The organism is Nocardia vinacea NBRC 16497, assembly GCF_000308835.1.
In the GTDB taxonomy this organism is placed as follows: Bacteria; Actinomycetota; Actinomycetes; order Mycobacteriales; family Mycobacteriaceae; genus Nocardia; species Nocardia vinacea.
In genome coordinates this window covers 67,481-83,551 of the sequence record NZ_BAGN01000167.1, presented here as the reverse complement: position 1 = coordinate 83,551, position 16,071 = coordinate 67,481, and the positions used below count along the sequence as shown (strand labels likewise).

The following is a 16,071-nucleotide window of genomic DNA, read 5'->3' as shown; positions in this document are numbered from 1 at the left end:
CTGCAGGGTTCCGGTAAGACCACCCTGGCGGGCAAGCTCGCGAAATGGCTCAAGGGACAGGGACATCAGCCGCTGCTGGTGGCCTGCGACCTTCAGCGCCCCGGCGCGGTGACCCAGCTCCAGGTGGTCGGTGAGCGTGCGGGTGCGCCCGTCTTCGCACCACATCCCGGCACCTCCATCGGCGGCGGCGAGAATCCGCTGGGCATTTCGGCGGCCGATCCGGTCGCGGTGGCCGAGGCCGGTGTCGCGGAGGCGCGCAGCAAGCAGTACGACGTGGTCATCGTCGACACCGCCGGTCGCCTCGGTATCGACGCCGAGCTGATGGCGCAGGCCGCTGGCATCCGCGATGCCGTGAAGCCCGACGAGACGCTGTTCGTACTCGACGCGATGATCGGTCAGGACGCCGTCAATACCGCGGAGTCCTTCCGCGACGGCGTCGGCTTCACCGGTGTCGTACTCACCAAGCTCGACGGTGACGCCCGCGGTGGTGCCGCGCTGTCGGTCCGCAATGTGACCGGTGCGCCGATCATGTTCGCCTCCACCGGTGAGAAGCTCGAGGACTTCGACGTCTTCCACCCGGACCGGATGGCTTCGCGCATCCTCGGCATGGGTGACGTGCTGAGCCTGATCGAGCAGGCCGAACAGGTTTACGACCAGGAGCAGGCCGAGGAAGCCGCCCGCAAGATCGGCAGCGGCGAGATGACGCTCGAGGACTTCCTCGATCAGATGCTCGCGATCCGCAAGATGGGCCCCATCGGCAACCTGCTCGGCATGCTGCCCGGTGCGGGCCAGATGAAGGATGTGCTGGCCCAGGTCGACGATAAGCAGCTCGACCGGGTGCAGGCGATCATCCGCGGTATGACCCCGGCAGAACGCGCGAACCCGAAGATCATCAACGCATCTCGCCGCCTGCGCATCGCCAACGGCTCCGGCGTGCAGGTCTCCGAGGTCAACCAACTCGTCGACCGCTTCTTCGAGGCCAAGAAGATGATGGCCATGATGGGCCGCCAGATGGGCCTGCCCGGTTCGCGCCGCGGCAATGCGAAGAAGGGCAAGAAGGGGAAGAAGGGCGGCCGCGGACCGACACCGCCGAAGATGCGCGGTGGGTTACCCGGCATGCCCGGAATGCCCGCCGGTATGCCGGATCTGTCCGGAATGCCCGCCGGGCTGGACCAGCTGCCGCCCGGCCTCGAAGGTTTCGACCTGTCCAAGCTGAACTTCCCCAAGAAGTAGGCGGCTCCGCCTTCCCTGACGCGGTCGCGGCGCAGGCAACGGACTGTCCACCGTGCCCGGCTGACGAACGTCGGCTGGGGAGCCGCAGGCGGGGTGACCGTCAAGGGGCGTGGGCATTAGGTTGGACGGCGCCGACGACGGTCGAGGAGGTTGGTGTGCATCTGCGGGGTGTGGTTCTCCCTGATGACGAAGTGCGTGACCTGTGGGTACGGGACGGCCTGGTGTCGTTCGAGCCCGTCGCGGGAGCCGAAACACTGTGCGGCACAGGGTGGATCGTGCCCGGACTCGTCGATGCGCACTGTCACGTCGGAATCCGGTACGGCGGGGGCCACGAGGATCGCGAGGGCGCGATCACTCAGGCCGAGACCGAGCGGGACGCAGGTGCGCTGCTGCTGCGCGATGCGGGGTCACCGATCGATACGCACTTCATCGATGAGCACGAGGAACTGCCGCGGATCATTCGCGCGGGCCGCCATATCGCCCGACCGCGGCGGTATATCCGGGAACTCGGCATCGAACTCGACGATGAGCGCGATCTGCCGGAGATCATCGCCGAACAGGCTCGGCTCGGCGACGGCTGGGTGAAGATCGTCGGCGACTGGATCGACCGGTCGGTGGGCGATCTGCGGCCGCTGTGGAGTGACTCGATCCTGAAGGAGGCGATCGACGCCGCGCACGTGAACGGCGCGCGGGTGACGGCACACGTCTTCGGCGAGGACGCCCTGCCCGGCCTGATCAACGCGGGCATCGACTGCCTCGAACACGGCACCGGCCTCACCGACGACACCATCGAGTTGATGGCCGAACACGGCACCGCGCTGGTCCCGACGCTGATCAATATCGACACCTTCCCCGAAATCGCCGACAGCGCAGGCAAATTCCCCATCTACGCCGCACATATGCGCGATCTGCACGCGCGTGTCCGCCGCACCGTCGCCAATGCGCACGATGCGGGCGTTCCGATCTTCGCGGGCACCGATGCGGGCGGTTCCATCCGTCACGGCCGCATCGCCGACGAAATCGCCGCCCTGTCCGGGGCGGGGCTGTCGAACCACGACGCACTCGGCGCTGCCTCCTGGAATGCCCGGACATGGCTCGGCCGACCGGGCATCGAGGCCGGTGCGCCAGCGGATTTCGTTGTCTACCAGGAAGATCCGCGCATCAACCCGGCCGCGCTCACCGAGCCCCAGTACGTCATCCTGCGCGGCCGCCTCGTCAAGACCCACAATCCGGTCACCGGCCACCGCTGACCCGCCGCATCGCGCACGGGCCATTGCTTGCGCTGGGTGGTCCGTCGGTGTGCGACAGACTCCCAGGTCAGCGGGTTGATGCGGCCAAGATCGGGAGGGCGGGGGCCGGGCGCGCGTAGGGTCGGGTCATGACCATTCGCCTCGGTTATCAGATGCCCAACTTCAGTTATGGCCAGCCCGTCAGCGAACTCTTTCCCACCGTGGTCGCGCAGGCCAGGGAGGCCGAAGCCGCCGGGTTCGACACGGTCTTCGTCATGGATCACTTCTACCAGCTGCCCGGGCTCGGCGAGCCGAGTGAGCCGATGCTCGAGGCCTACACAACACTGTCCGGAATCGCCGCTTCCACCGAACGAATTCAGTTGTCGGCGTTGGTAACCGGCAACACTTATCGCAATCCCGCCCTGCTCGCCAAGACCGTCACAACCATGGATCTGGTGAGTGGCGGACGGGCCGTGCTCGGCATCGGCGCCGGCTGGTTCGAGCTCGAACACCAGGCCTACGGTTTCGAATTCGGCACCTTCACCGAACGATTCCAGCGGCTCGACGAGGCGCTGCGGATCATTACCCCGATGCTGCGCGGTGAACACTCGACCTTCGATGGCAAGTGGTACCACACCGAGAACGCCATGAATGAGCCGCGGCTGCGCAATGACCTGCCCATTCTGCTCGGTGGCGGCGGCGAGAAGAAGACCTTCGCGCTGGCGGCCCGCTTCGCCGACCACATCAATATCATCTGCAATGCCTCCGAACTGCCCCGCAAGGTCGAGGCACTGCACCAGCGCTGTGCCGAAATCGACCGCGACCCGGAGACTTTGGAGGTCAGCTACCTCTGTTTCCTGATGATCGATGAAGACGGCGACCGCGCACGCAAACAACAGCAGGATCTACTGCGCGGCATCGGCGTCGACTTGTCCACACTTTCGGAGGACGAGCGCAAGCAAACCATCGCCGATCGCCAATTCGTCGGCAGCCCAGCCGACGTCGCCGAGCAGCTGCAGGCCAGGGTGCTCGACCAGGGCGTGCAGGGTCTCATCGTCAACATGGTGACGAACGGCCACGAGCCGGGTGCCGTGGATCTTGCCGGGCGCACCCTCGCGCCGCTGGTCCACTAAAAGTGGCATCGGCCCGGGAGTCCGTTCGCGATCCATGCTCGAGAACGGGCGCTCGGGCTGTTGCTCGAAGCGACGAGATGGTTTCGCCGCCGCCCGAGTCTCTGAAATCAGCTCGAGCCGCTTTGTCTGGTCGGTGCCACGACGTCACCGACATGACAGCGGTCAGGTGACAGTGGAAACACAAAGTTGCATCGCAGACAAAGTCGCATGGTGACGGTCGCAGGCGACGGAGATCGGACGGGACATGACGATGAGCGCCGAGGTTGCGATGATTCATCCCTTGGGGCCGACGACTGTGGAAGACTGGCTGGCCGAAGAGCAGCCGTCTGATGGATCTCGACTCGAACTCATCCTGGGGTACCTCTACACGACGCCAGCGCCGGGCGGTCCGCATCAGTATGCGTCGTTGGAGTTGGCGATTCTGTTGCGCGACGCGCTGCGGGCTGCGGGACGGACCGATTTGAATGTGCTCCCAGCAGTGGCGGTGCGGATCAGTACGGCATTCCGTACCGGGGTCGTTCCTGATATCGCTGTAGTGAATGTCGATATCAACCACACCAGCTTCGCGCCCGAGGATCTCTTGCTTGCCGTCGAGGTGTGGTCTCCCGGCAATACCCGCGAGGAGCGCGATACACGGATCGCCGGATATGCGGCCGCGCGCGTCCCGTACCTGTGGATAGTGGAATTGCCCGAGAACAAGCCGGCGCGCTTCCAGGGTTATCGGCTCGGTGAGCGCGGATACCGCCAGGAGGTATACGTTGCGGCGGGCGAGACGGCCGTGGCTCCGGGGCCCGTTCCGATCACTGTCAACACGGCGGATCTGCGGTGAGGTGCTGTTGACCGAGAGCCGCGACTTCCGTCGTGCTGCTGCGCTACCGAACCACGTAATCGGGGGGCTCGACCGTCAGCTGAGCAGGTTCGCGATCCCGCTGATCACGCCGCGGATACCGCCGACAGTGGCCTGGGGCAGGTCGGGCTCCAACAATTCAATGGCCGTGTAACCGCCGATTTCGGTGGCGGCCTCGGCAACCTCGCCCCGCGTGCGCCGACGGCGCCTCCGGAAAATCCCCATGATGTAGTTATCCGTGCCGGGCGGCCGTCCGTTTACCGACGACGCGATTTCAGGAGCGGGGGACCGGTCTGGCAGAATGGACCACCGTCCTTCCTGGACAAGTGTCAGCCCGTCTCCGGTTACGTACCGCGCGGCGGTCACACACTCCAAGCGCAAAACCGGGCTCGCAGACCGTGCGGGTCGCTGAATTGCGCCGTGACCAACCACTGAAAGGCAGATCAGCACATGGCTGTTCGCATCAAGCTCACCCGTCTCGGCAAGATCCGCAACCCGCAGTACCGCGTGGTCATCGCCGATGCCCGCACCCGTCGTGACGGCCGCGCCATCGAGAACGTCGGCAAGTACCACCCGAAGGAAGAGCCGTCGCTGATCGAGATCAACTCCGAGCGCGTGCAGTACTGGCTGGGTGTCGGCGCGCAGCCGACCGAGGCCGTGCAACGGCTGCTGGAGATCACCGGCGATTGGCAGAAGTTCAAGGGCCTGCCGGGCGCCGAGGGCACCCTGAAGGTGAAGCCCGCGAAGCCGTCCAAGCTGGACCTGTTCAACGCCGCGCTGGCCGCCGCCGATAACGAGCCGGTCGCCGAGGCCGTCACCCCCAAGAAGAAGGCCGCCAAGAAGGACGAGGCCGAGACCGAGGCTGCTGAATAACCGTGAGCGAGCGTAGCGAGCGAACCGAAGGCACTGCGCCCACGGCGCGCACGACGGAGCCGAGCGCCGGCGAGGCGGAGTCGTGAGCGCCGTCGTCGCCGATGCCGTCGAGCACCTGGTTCGCGGCATTGTCGCCAATCCGGATGACGTCCGGGTCGAGCTGATCACCGGCCGCCGCGGACGCACCGTCGAGGTGCACGTCAACCCCGATGATCTGGGCAAGGTGATCGGTCGCGGCGGTCGTACCGCGACCGCGCTGCGCACCCTCGTCGCCGGAATCGGCGGCCGGGGCATCCGGGTCGACGTGGTCGATACCGACGCTTAAATGGAACTCGTTATAGGCCGGGTCGCCAAATCGCACGGTGTGCGCGGCGAACTGGTCGTCGAGGTCCGCACCGACGATCCCGACGCGCGTTTCGCACCCGGTGTGCGGCTGCGCGGGCGGGCGGCGCGGTCCAAAGAAGTTCGTGAATTCACCGTGGAGTCGGCCCGAGAGCATTCGGGCCGACTTCTCGTGCAACTCGTCGGGGTCTCCGACCGTACCGCCGCCGATGCGCTGCGCGGCACGCTGTTCGTCGTGGACAGTGCGGAGCTGCCGCCGTCGGAGGATCCGGACGAGTACTACGACCACGAGTTGGAGGGGCTGGTCGTCCAGCTCACCGATGGCACTGTTGTCGGCAAGGTCACCGAAGTGCTGCATTCGGCTGCGGGAGAACTGCTTTCGGTGCGCGCCGCCGACGACGGCAGGGAGATCCTGATCCCGTTCGTCACCGCGATCGTGCCGACGGTGTCGCTGGCCGATCAACTGGTCGTCATCGATCCGCCCGAGGGTCTGCTCGATCCGGAGTAGCGGATCGCCGATCCACCGGAAACAGAGGACAGCATGAAACTCGATGTCGTCACGATTTTTCCGGAGTATCTGGAGCCGCTGCGAACGGCGTTGCTTGGCAAGGCCATCGACAAGGGCCTGATCTCCCTCGACGTGCACGATTTGCGTCGCTGGACGCACGACGTGCACAAGTCCGTCGACGATTCACCCTACGGCGGTGGGCCGGGCATGGTCATGAAGCCGACTGTCTGGGGTGACGCCCTCGACGAGGTATGCCCCGACGACGCCCTGCTCGTGGTGCCGACTCCCGCCGGAGTGCCCTTCACGCAAGCCACCGCGCAACGCTGGGCGAGCGAGCAGCACCTCGTATTCGCTTGCGGCCGTTACGAAGGCATCGATCAACGTGTCTTCGACGATGCCGCCCGCCGGGTCCGTGTCGAAGAGGTCAGCATCGGCGACTACGTTCTGATCGGTGGTGAAGCCGCAGTCCTCGTGATGGCCGAGGCCGTGGTCCGCCTACTCCCTGGCGTTCTCGGCAATCAGCAGTCCCACCAAGAGGATTCGTTCTCCGATGGGCTGCTCGAGGGGCCGAGCTATACGCGCCCCGTCTCCTGGCGCGGTCTCGAAGTGCCGCCGATCCTGCTGTCCGGTGATCACGCCAAGGTCGCCGCGTGGCGACGCGAACAGTCCCTTGCCCGTACGCGCGAACGACGTCCGGATTTGCTTGACGACTGAAACTGCAGACTCGACGCCCTATCGAATGTATCGTTGATTAACGGCACATTAATCAACGGTGAACAACGGCAGGTGGCTATGGTGACAGTGGCTCGGTTCGGGATGGTGCGTCGAGCGATGGCCTCGACTCTCATCGGTGGCGCCATGATGGTCTTATCGGATCTGGTGGCGCCGGAACTCGTCGTAGTCAGAGTTGCCGCGGATCGGGATACGCATGATCCGGATGCCGGCCGGGGCGGCTATGGCGCAGGTCAGCGCGGCCGCAGTAGCAATCACGGGCAATACAAGGGCCGGAACGAGCGCCCATGCCAGTACACCCCCGAAGGGGTTTGCACCGGCGGCCGGTGATCAACGGCCCGAGTCAGGGCAGCAGACCGAAGCGCCGAGCGGTGACAACGGCTTCGTGGCGGGAGTGTGCGTCGAGTTTGGTCATCGCGTTGCGCAGATAGCTCTTGACCGTTTCCGGGCCGAGCGAAAGGCGTTGGGCAGCTTCGTGATTGGTGCAACCGAGCGCGATCTGGGACAGCACGTCGAGTTCCCGTCGGGACAGGCGCGGGGCATCCGCGGGTGAGTCGCCGACCAGGACTCGGGTGAGGCGTTCACACACCGAGTGCAGGCGTTCGCGTAGGCGTTCGTCCTCGGCCGAGCGCGCCGCGCCGCGGAGTTCGGCATTGATCTCGCGGAGTTCCTCGGCGACGGCGGGCGCGGTCTCGGGCGCGGGAGTGGTTATTTCCAGCAGGCGCAGGCGGCGGTCCACCTCGTCGCGGATGGTGATTTCGGTGGCCAGGCGTCGGCTGGCCGCGACGACCAGATCGGCGGTGCGGTCGCCGAGCGGTGTGCCGCCACGATTGGCGGCATAGAGCACCGCGCGGGAGCGATCGTCGACCACCACGGGCACCGCTAGCACCGAGCGGATGCGTTCGCCGGAGACCGGACCGTCGTAGTGGTGGGTGATCTCGGCGGCATTGCGGTAGTCGGCGACCGAGGCTGGGCGGCGCATATCCATCACCCGGCCGCCCAGCCCGGAGGTGCGTAGCACGGTCAGTCCGCGCAGGCCATTGGTGACGGTGCCGACGAATTCGGTGAGCAGCAGCGCATCATTGTGCACCTCGCCGCCGAAAACCACCGGCACGCCCGCTTTATTCGCCACCCATCGGATCTCGGCGCGCAGCGCGTCGCCGTCACGCGGCCGCAGCAGCGCGGTGGTGTGGGTCAAAAGACTCACCCCTTTTCGGGGGTAGTGCCGAACACGATGTGACCCACATCCTATTGGAGACGAGGTGGCCTGGATCACCGATGAGGAGAGGCGAGATGACCGCGGACCTGAACGCGCGCGTGCGCGAGCTACTGGAGACCTACGACGGACCCGACGTCAGCGCAGCGGATCTGCTGTGCGACCGGCACCCCGCCGACCGCATCGCGTTCACCATCGTCGACCCCGACCTGACCTCGACCGACCTCACCTACGGTGAGTTGCGCGAGCGCTCCCAGCGCTTCGCCGTCGCCCTCGCCGACCTCGGCGTCGAACCCGGCGACCGCGTCGCCACCCTGATGTCGAAATCCGCCGACCTGGTGGTCGCACTGCTGGGCATCTGGCGTCGCGGCGCGGTCCACGTCCCGCTCTTCACCGCATTCGCCCCACCCGCCATCGCCTTCCGGCTCGAGGCGAGCGGCACGACGATCGTCATCGCCGACGCGGATCAGGCGACAAAGTTGGTGCCGGGCGACGGCATCCCGGCCGATCCGCCCTGGCGCGTCATCATTGCCGGGAACGACCGGGCAGTCGCCGAGGCGCCGCCGCGGTTTGCGGATCTGCTCGCCGCTTACTCCGCCGACGATCCGCGCGCGGCCGCGGTGGCGGTCGGCGGGGATGGGCTTTTGGTGCAGTTGTTCACCAGCGGCACGACGGGCACTCCGAAGGGCGTGCCGATTCCGGTGCGGGCACTCGCGGCATTCCATGCGTACCAGGAGTTTTCGCTGGACGTGCGAGCGGACGACGTCTATTGGAATGCGGCGGATCCGGGTTGGGCGTACGGGCTGTACTGGGCGATTCTGAGCCCGCTGGCCTCCGGTATTCGCAGTCTGCTGCTGCATGCCGCCTTCTCTGCGCCGCTGACCTGGCAGGTGCTCGAACGGTTCGGCGTAACCAACTTCACCGCCGCGCCGACGGTCTACCGCGCGTTGCGTGCCGATAGTGCCACCGCCCCGACGGATCTCCGGTTGCGGCGGGCGTCCTCGGCGGGCGAACCGCTCACCCCGGATGTGGTGACGTGGTCGGTCGAAACACTCGGAGTTGCGGTGCGCGACCATTACGGGCAGACCGAGCACGGCATGCTCATCTGCAATTCTTGGCACGACGCGCTGCGGGTGGACACACCCGCGGGCTCGATGGGCCGGACGATGCCCGGATGGCATTGCGCGGTGCTCACGGACGTCGCCGACGTCGAAGCGCCGGTCGGCGAACTGGGCCGAGTCGCCATCGATACTCGACGCAGTCCGCTGCTGTGGTTCCTCGGCTACCTCGATGCCCCGGAACGCACCGCGCAGCGCTATACCGCCGACGGCCGTTGGTATCTGACCGGGGACGCCGGATCCCAGGATGCGGACGGTTTCTTCCATTTCTCGGCTCGCGACGACGATGTGATCATCATGGCCGGTTACCGCATCGGCCCGTTCGAGGTCGAAAGCGTGCTGGTGCTGGATGAGCGGGTGGTCGAGGCCGCGGTGGTCGGCATGCCCGACGAATTGCGTGGCGAAGTGCTCGAGGCATTCGTGGTGCTGCGCAACGGTTTCGAAGGGAATAGCGAACTCGAGGCCGAATTGCAGACCTTGGTGAAACGCAAGTTCGCCGCGCACGCGTATCCACGCAAGGTGCATTTCGTGGACGCCCTGCCCAAGACGCCCAGCGGCAAGGTGCAGCGGTTCATCCTGCGGCAGCAGGGGGTTCGGTAATGTCCGCACTGGCGAGTTACACATCGGGCACCGCGGAAACCCCGCTGCTCGGCGACACCATCGGCGATGATTTCGACCGCATGGCCGCCGCCTATGCGGACCGAGAAGCCCTGGTGGACTGTCCATCCGGTCGCCGCTGGACCTATCGCGAACTGGCGGCCGCGATCGACGCACTTGCCACCGGATTGGCCGAACGCGGTATCGCCAAGGGCGACCGGGTCGGCATCTGGGCCCCGAACTGTGCGGAATGGTTCCTCACCCAGTACGCGACCGCGAAACTCGGTGCGATTCTGGTCAATATCAATCCGGCCTACCGCACCAGCGAACTGGAATATGTGCTGCGCCAAGCCGGTGTGCGCATGCTGATCGCCGCGCCGGAATTCAAGGCCTCGAACTACGTCGCCATGATCGAGCAGGTCCGGCCGAATTGTCCTGGCCTGGAACAGGTCCTGGTACTCGGTACTCCCGAATGGGATGCGGTGGCGCAGTCCGATATCGACGCCGGACGACTTGCGCAGATCGCCGCGACGTTATCCATGGACGACCCGATCAATATCCAGTACACCTCCGGCACAACGGGTTTCCCCAAGGGGGCGACGTTGAGCCACCACAACATTCTCAACAACGGCTACTTCGTCGGTGAACTCTGCGGCTATACCGAACAGGATCGGATCTGCGTGCCGGTGCCGTTTTACCACTGCTTCGGCATGGTCATGGGCAACCTGGCAAGCACCAGCCACGGTGCGGCCGTGGTGATTCCGGCACCCGCGTTCGACCCGGTCGCAACTTTGGATGCGGTCGCCGCGGAGCGGTGCACCTCGCTCTACGGCGTACCGACGATGTTCATCGCCATACTCGCGGAACTGGATTCGGGCAAACAGGTCGACCTTTCCAGCCTGCGCACGGGCATCATGGCCGGATCACCCTGCCCGGTCGAGGTGATGAAGCGGGTGATCGATCGCATGAGCATGAGCGAGGTCTGCATCTGCTACGGCATGACCGAAACCTCCCCGGTATCGACCCAGACCCGTCGCGACGACGGCATCGACCGCCGCACTGCGACCGTCGGCCGGGTCGGCCCACACCTGGAGGTCAAAATCATCGACCCCGCAACAGGTTTGACCGTGCCGCGCGGCGAAGCCGGCGAGCTGTGCACCCGCGGCTATTCGGTCATGCTCGGCTACTGGTCCGAACCCGAGAAGACCGCCGAGGCCATCGATGCCGCCCGCTGGATGCACACCGGCGATATCGGCGTCATGGACGACGACGGGTATCTCGCGATCACCGGTCGGATCAAGGATATGGTGATCCGCGGCGGCGAGAACATCTACCCGCGCGAGATCGAGGAATTCCTCTACACCCATCCGGACATCCTCGATGCCCAGGTGATCGGCGTCCCCGACCCGAAATACGGCGAGGAGCTGATGGCCTGGATCCGAATGAAGGACGGCGCAACACCATTGGACGCCGACGCGATCCGCGCTTTCTGTACCGGCAAGCTCGCGCATTTCAAGATCCCGCGCTACGTGCACATCGTCGAGGAGTTCCCGATGACTGTCACCGGCAAGATCCGCAAGGCCGAAATGCGTGAGTTGGCTGCAGAACTGCTCGCTCCCCCGCCTCCCCGGGCCTTTGGCCGGTCGTGAGTGCTCGAAGACTTTCGTCGCGGGCCGGCGGTCGAGTTGTCGGCAGAGTCTTGGACGTCCCCGACGAGTTACCCATGTGCTCACGAAATCAGTCGTCGCGGTCCGAAGGCGGGAGCGCGAGTTGTCCAAGTCCTCAATCCGATCTCCCGGACCAGCACTGGCACCGCACGATTCGGGGCATCGGCAGGCCGGTTTACCTGGGCATGGGCCGTTTGTCAGGCGACAACGGTAGTCTCTCGGGCGTGACGACAGCGCCCGAGATCGCCAGTTCAGCGACGAACACCGACACGACCGCCGCCGCACCGGCCGCGACCACAGCTCTGGCCAGTGTGGGCCGGCGCATCGCCGATGAACTCGGCGTGCGCGAGACCCAGGTTCGGGCCGCCGTCGAGCTGCTGGATGCGGGTTCGACGGTGCCTTTCATCGCGCGGTACCGAAAAGAGGTCACCGGTGGCCTCGATGACGCCCAGCTCCGCCAGCTCGACGAGCGCCTGACCTACCTGCGTGAACTCGACGAGCGCCGCGGCGCGATCATCGAATCCATCAAGGGCCAGGGCAAACTCGACGACGCGCTGCTCGGGCAGCTGATGACGGCCGAGACCAAGGCCCGCCTCGAGGACATCTACCTGCCGTACAAGCCGAAGCGGCGCACCAAGGCGCAGATCGCCCGCGAGGCCGGTCACGAGCCCGTCGCCGATGCGCTGATCGGCGATCCGACCACCGATCCCGCGCAGTACACCGCCGAACAGCTCGACGGCGCTCGCGCCATTCTGGTCGAGCGTTTCGCGGAGGATGCCGACCTGGTCGGCGAGCTGCGTGAGCTGATGTGGAACCGCGGCCAGGTCAGCTCGAGTGTGCGGCCGGGTAAGGAGGAGGCGGGCGCGAAGTTCGCCGACTACTTCGAATTCAGCGAGCCGTTCGGCAAGCTGCCCTCGCACCGGATCCTCGCGCTGCTGCGCGGTGAGAAGGAAGAGATCCTGCAGCTGCAGCTCGAACCCGACACCGAGGAGTTGGAACCGGGCGAGCGGTCGATCTACGAGGGCCGCATCGCGGTGAAGTTCGATATCGCCGATCGCGGCCGGGCCGCCGACACTTGGCTGCTGGATACGGTGCGCTGGGCGTGGCGCACGAAACTCCAAGTGAGCCTTGGCATCGATACCCGCATGCGCCTGCGCCAGGCCGCCGAGAAGGACGCCGTCGACATCTTCGCCGCCAATCTGCGCGACTTGCTGCTGGCGGCGCCCGCGGGTACCCGCACCACCATGGGCCTGGATCCGGGCTACCGCACCGGTGTGAAGGTCGCCGTCGTCGACGCCACCGGCAAGGTCGTCGCGACCGAGGTCATCTACCCGCACAAGCCGCAGGGCCAGACCGAGAAGTCCTTGGCCGTACTCGGCGCGCTGGTCGCCCGGTTCGGCGTCGAGCTCATTGCCATCGGCAACGGCACCGCCTCGCGTGAGACCGATGCCCTTGCCGCCGAGCTGATTTCGCGGATTCCGGAGAACAAGCCGACCAAGATCGTGGTCTCCGAGGCGGGCGCGTCGGTGTACTCCGCATCGGCGTACGCCTCGCAGGAACTACCGGATATGGATGTCTCGCTGCGCGGTGCGGTATCCATCGCCCGTCGTCTGCAGGACCCGCTGGCCGAGCTGGTGAAGATCGACCCGAAGTCCATCGGCGTCGGTCAGTACCAGCACGATGTCTCCGAAACCCTGCTGGCCCGCTCGCTGGGCGCGGTGGTCGAGGATGCGGTGAACGCGGTCGGTGTCGATGTGAATACCGCGTCGGTGCCGCTGTTGTCGCGGGTGTCCGGTATTGCCAATTCGATCGCCGAAAGCATTGTGGCGTACCGTGATCAGCACGGCCCGTTCCGCAGCCGCACCGCGCTGCTCGACGTGCCGCGCCTGGGCCCCAAGGCCTTCGAACAGTGCGCGGGCTTCCTGCGCATCCGCGGCGGCGACGACCCGCTCGACACCTCCGCCGTGCACCCCGAGGCCTATCCGGTGGTGCGGCGCATCCTGGAATCGACCGGACGCGGCATGGCGGAACTGATCGGCAACACCACGACCTTGCGCTCGCTGCGGGCCGCCGAGTTCACCGATGAGAAGTTCGGTATCCCCACTGTCACCGACATCATCTCCGAACTCGAGAAGCCGGGGCGGGACCCGCGTCCGGAATTCAAGACCGCCGAATTCGCGGCGGGTGTGGAGAAGGTCGCGGATCTGGAGCCGGGCATGGTGCTCGAGGGTGTGGTCACCAATGTGGCCGCATTCGGTGCGTTCGTCGATATCGGTGTGCACCAGGACGGACTCGTGCACGTCTCGGCCATGTCGCACAACTTCGTCAAGGATCCGCGCGAGGTCGTGAAATCCGGCGATGTCGTCAAGGTGAAGGTGCTCGAGGTCGACGTCGCACGCCAGCGCATCGGGCTGTCGCTGCGGCTGGACGACGAGCCGGGTACGGCGACCAAGGGCGACGGCGGTCGCGGCCGTGGCCAAGGTGGTCGCGGCGGCGGGCAGGATCGCGGCGGACAGCGGCAGAATGGACAGGGTAAGCAGCAGGGCCAGGGCCGACAGCAGAATCAGGGCCGCAACCAGCGGCGCAACGCGCCCGCACCGAGCGGTTCGATGGCGGATGCGCTACGGCGGGCCGGTTTCGGGCAGTAGGGCGATACGGGCGGAGGTTTGTAGGCGGCCATGCGACGGTGGCTCGAAGAAGATGTGATCGGGCACGGCCGCCTTCCGCTGCTGTGCTTCCTCCTCGGGTTCATCGTCGGCTTCCTGCTGATCCGGCTCAGCGTCCGATTGATCCGCAAGCAGGTTCGCTGGTGGCCCGGCAATCTGCGCTCCGGCGGTGTGCACATCCACCACATGGTGTTCGGGGTCATCCTGGTGCTGCTGTCCGGCATCGGGATGGTCACCATGTACCAGAGCGCCACCACACTCACCGCGAGCCTGCTGGCCGCCGGCTTCGGTGTCGGCGCGGCGCTGACCCTCGACGAATTCGCGCTGATCTTCTACCTGCGCGATGTGTACTGGGAGGAACAGGGCCGAACCTCGGTCGATGCGGTCTTCGTCGCGCTCGCGGTGACCGGACTGCTGCTGCTCGGATTCCACCCGCTGTGGTTATTGGACATCAACGACTTCCGCCGCGACCCCAGCACCGAAGTCCGCATCCTCATCGTCTGCTTCGCCGTGGTGAATCTGGGCCTGGCGGCAGTCGTCATCGCCAAGGGCAAGATCTGGACCGGCCTGTTCGGCATGTTCTTCCTGCCCCTGCTCGTGGTCGGCGCATTCCGCCTGAGCAGACCGGGCGCGCCGTGGGCTCGTTGGCGCTACCCGGGCAGACGACGGCTCATGTATCGGGCGATAGTCCGTGAACGTCGCTACCGACGCCCGGTGATCCGCGCCAAGATCTTCGTACAAGACCTGGTCGCCGGAAAACCCGACGTCGTCCACGTCCGGGAGGCCGCGGAGGCCGAATTGGCCCGTACCGTCGTCCCCGCACCCCCCGCCCCACCCATTGGCACCTGCCCTCGGTGTCCGACCATTCCCATCGCGATTGATCGTTGCCCAGTCCCAGCACGACTTGCAGCGCCCGTAGGCGTCAGCCCGGTGTCCCGAGCTCACGAGAACGTTCTGGTGCAGGATCGTTCGACGTTGCCTCCACCATTGCATGGTGATCAAGCGTCCAGCGCTGCCTGTGGGAGGCGGGCTGGGTCGGAGAGCAGGTCGATGGCGGCGATCTTGTCGTCGACGATGGTGAAGGCGATCAGTGAGACTGTCCTGCCCTCGGCAGTATTGAGCAACCCCGCCGCACCGTTGACCAGGACAGGGTGCGAGGCAAAGGCATTGGCGGCGCGCTGGAAGGCATCGAGCTGACCGGCCACCGTCGCGGCGCCGCGCAGTACGCGCATGCCGCCGGGGAAGCGGGTTCCGGCGTCGGCGCGCAAGACCACGTCGGGGTCGAGAACGGCCAGCAGTGCGTCGAATTCACCGCCGCGGGCGGCCGCGAGGAAGGCCTCGACCACCCGACGTTGACGCGGTAGATCCCGGTCGGGTCGCGGCGCTCGACCCTGGACCCGGCGGCGGGCGCGGCTGGCCATCATCTTCGCCGCGGCCGCGGATCTGCCGATGATGGGACCGATCTGGTCGAACGGCACCGCGAACATATCGTGCAGCACGAAGGTCACGCGCTCCGCGGGATTCAGTGAGTCCAGCACGACCAGCAGCGCCAGACCGACCGAATCCACAAGCACCGCTTGCTGTTCCGGCTGCGATGCGTCATCGGCGGTGACGATCGGGTCGGGCAGATAGGCCTCCTCGCGGCGGGACTTGCGCGACCGCAACATATCCAGGCAGACCCGCCCCACGGTCGTGGTCAGCCAACCGCCGAGATTGTCGATTTCGGCGGTGTCGACCCGGGACAGCCGTAACCAGGCCTCCTGTACCGCGTCATCGGCCTCGCTCAGCGAACCGAGCATGCGATAGGCCAGGGCGACCAAGTGCGCACGATGCGCCACGAATCGGTCTGCCAAAGAATCGTTTTCGCCCACAGGGACCTCCTCGAGGTTGCTCGAAGAGATGACGGCGCC

At 66.2% G+C, this 16,071-nt stretch carries 15 protein-coding genes and 1 pseudogene; 13 read left to right on the top strand and 3 right to left on the bottom strand.

Features of this window, described 5'->3' with window-relative positions; genetic code table 11:
* The 4 genes from ON44_RS22640 to ON44_RS46985 all read left to right on the top strand — a co-directional run.
* On the top strand, positions 1-1,233 hold a 1,233-nt coding region (locus ON44_RS22640; protein ID WP_040693299.1), incomplete at its 5' end, for a signal recognition particle protein.
* Positions 1,234-1,388: 155 nt separating this feature from the next.
* Positions 1,389-2,483 carry a metal-dependent hydrolase family protein gene (locus ON44_RS22635; RefSeq protein WP_040693296.1) on the top strand — a complete coding sequence of 365 codons (1,095 nt, stop codon included), beginning with the start codon at positions 1,389-1,391 and terminating at the stop codon, positions 2,481-2,483.
* Positions 2,484-2,611: 128 nt separating this feature from the next.
* On the top strand, positions 2,612-3,595 hold the full coding sequence (locus ON44_RS22630; protein WP_040693293.1) for an LLM class F420-dependent oxidoreductase: 984 nt from the start codon (positions 2,612-2,614) through the stop codon (positions 3,593-3,595).
* 250 nt (positions 3,596-3,845) lie between these two features.
* The gene (locus ON44_RS46985) at positions 3,846-4,424 is read left to right on the top strand and encodes a Uma2 family endonuclease (RefSeq protein WP_051182337.1); all 579 of its coding nucleotides are present in this window, start codon (positions 3,846-3,848) and stop codon (positions 4,422-4,424) included.
* 75 nt (positions 4,425-4,499) lie between these two features.
* Here the strand turns inward: ON44_RS46985 and ON44_RS50385 are convergent, their stop codons facing one another.
* Positions 4,500-4,808, bottom strand: a complete 309-nt coding sequence (locus ON44_RS50385; protein WP_157187259.1) for a hypothetical protein — start codon at positions 4,806-4,808, stop codon at positions 4,500-4,502.
* An 84-nt stretch (positions 4,809-4,892) separates the two neighbouring features.
* Here ON44_RS50385 and rpsP point away from each other — a divergent pair, with 84 nt between their 5' ends.
* The 5 genes from rpsP (at position 4,893) to ON44_RS50380 (ending at position 7,227) form a co-directional block, all read left to right on the top strand.
* Positions 4,893-5,315 (top strand): 30S ribosomal protein S16, encoded by a 423-nt coding sequence (gene rpsP, locus ON44_RS22620; protein WP_040693291.1) that lies wholly within the window; start codon positions 4,893-4,895, stop codon positions 5,313-5,315.
* 82 nt (positions 5,316-5,397) lie between these two features.
* Positions 5,398-5,640 (top strand): RNA-binding protein, encoded by a 243-nt coding sequence (locus tag ON44_RS22615; protein WP_040693288.1) that lies wholly within the window; start codon positions 5,398-5,400, stop codon positions 5,638-5,640.
* Entirely contained in the window at positions 5,641-6,165 is a 525-nt protein-coding gene (gene rimM, locus ON44_RS22610) for a ribosome maturation factor RimM (protein WP_040693286.1), read from the top strand.
* 33 nt (positions 6,166-6,198) lie between these two features.
* A complete protein-coding gene (gene trmD / locus ON44_RS22605) occupies positions 6,199-6,879 on the top strand; it encodes a tRNA (guanosine(37)-N1)-methyltransferase TrmD (protein ID WP_040693284.1) in 681 nt (226 codons plus the stop codon).
* 117 nt (positions 6,880-6,996) lie between these two features.
* Positions 6,997-7,227: a hypothetical protein gene (locus tag ON44_RS50380; protein WP_157187258.1), complete on the top strand. Its 231-nt coding sequence runs from the start codon at positions 6,997-6,999 to the stop codon at positions 7,225-7,227.
* A gap of 13 nt (positions 7,228-7,240) precedes the next feature.
* Here the strand turns inward: ON44_RS50380 and ON44_RS22600 are convergent, their stop codons facing one another.
* Positions 7,241-8,095 (bottom strand): helix-turn-helix transcriptional regulator, encoded by an 855-nt coding sequence (locus ON44_RS22600; protein WP_040693281.1) that lies wholly within the window; start codon positions 8,093-8,095, stop codon positions 7,241-7,243.
* A 95-nt stretch (positions 8,096-8,190) separates the two neighbouring features.
* On the opposite strand from ON44_RS22600, the gene ON44_RS22595 reads away from it, so the two are divergent.
* The 4 genes and pseudogenes from ON44_RS22595 to ON44_RS48500 form a co-directional block, all read left to right on the top strand.
* Entirely contained in the window at positions 8,191-9,831 is a 1,641-nt protein-coding gene (locus ON44_RS22595) for an AMP-binding protein (protein ID WP_040693280.1), read from the top strand.
* Positions 9,831-11,477 (top strand): AMP-binding protein, encoded by a 1,647-nt coding sequence (locus ON44_RS22590; RefSeq protein WP_040693277.1) that lies wholly within the window; start codon positions 9,831-9,833, stop codon positions 11,475-11,477. The genes ON44_RS22595 and ON44_RS22590 overlap by 1 nt, the downstream gene beginning before the upstream one ends.
* A gap of 260 nt (positions 11,478-11,737) precedes the next feature.
* Positions 11,738-14,143 (top strand): Tex family protein, encoded by a 2,406-nt coding sequence (locus ON44_RS22585; RefSeq protein WP_373283194.1) that lies wholly within the window; start codon positions 11,738-11,740, stop codon positions 14,141-14,143.
* A gap of 30 nt (positions 14,144-14,173) precedes the next feature.
* Positions 14,174-14,995, top strand: a pseudogene (locus ON44_RS48500) (hypothetical protein); the annotation flags it as partial.
* A gap of 164 nt (positions 14,996-15,159) precedes the next feature.
* Here the strand turns inward: ON44_RS48500 and ON44_RS22570 are convergent.
* Entirely contained in the window at positions 15,160-16,032 is an 873-nt protein-coding gene (locus tag ON44_RS22570; protein WP_040693268.1) for a sigma-70 family RNA polymerase sigma factor, read from the bottom strand.
* Between the last annotated feature and the right edge of the window lie 39 nt (positions 16,033-16,071).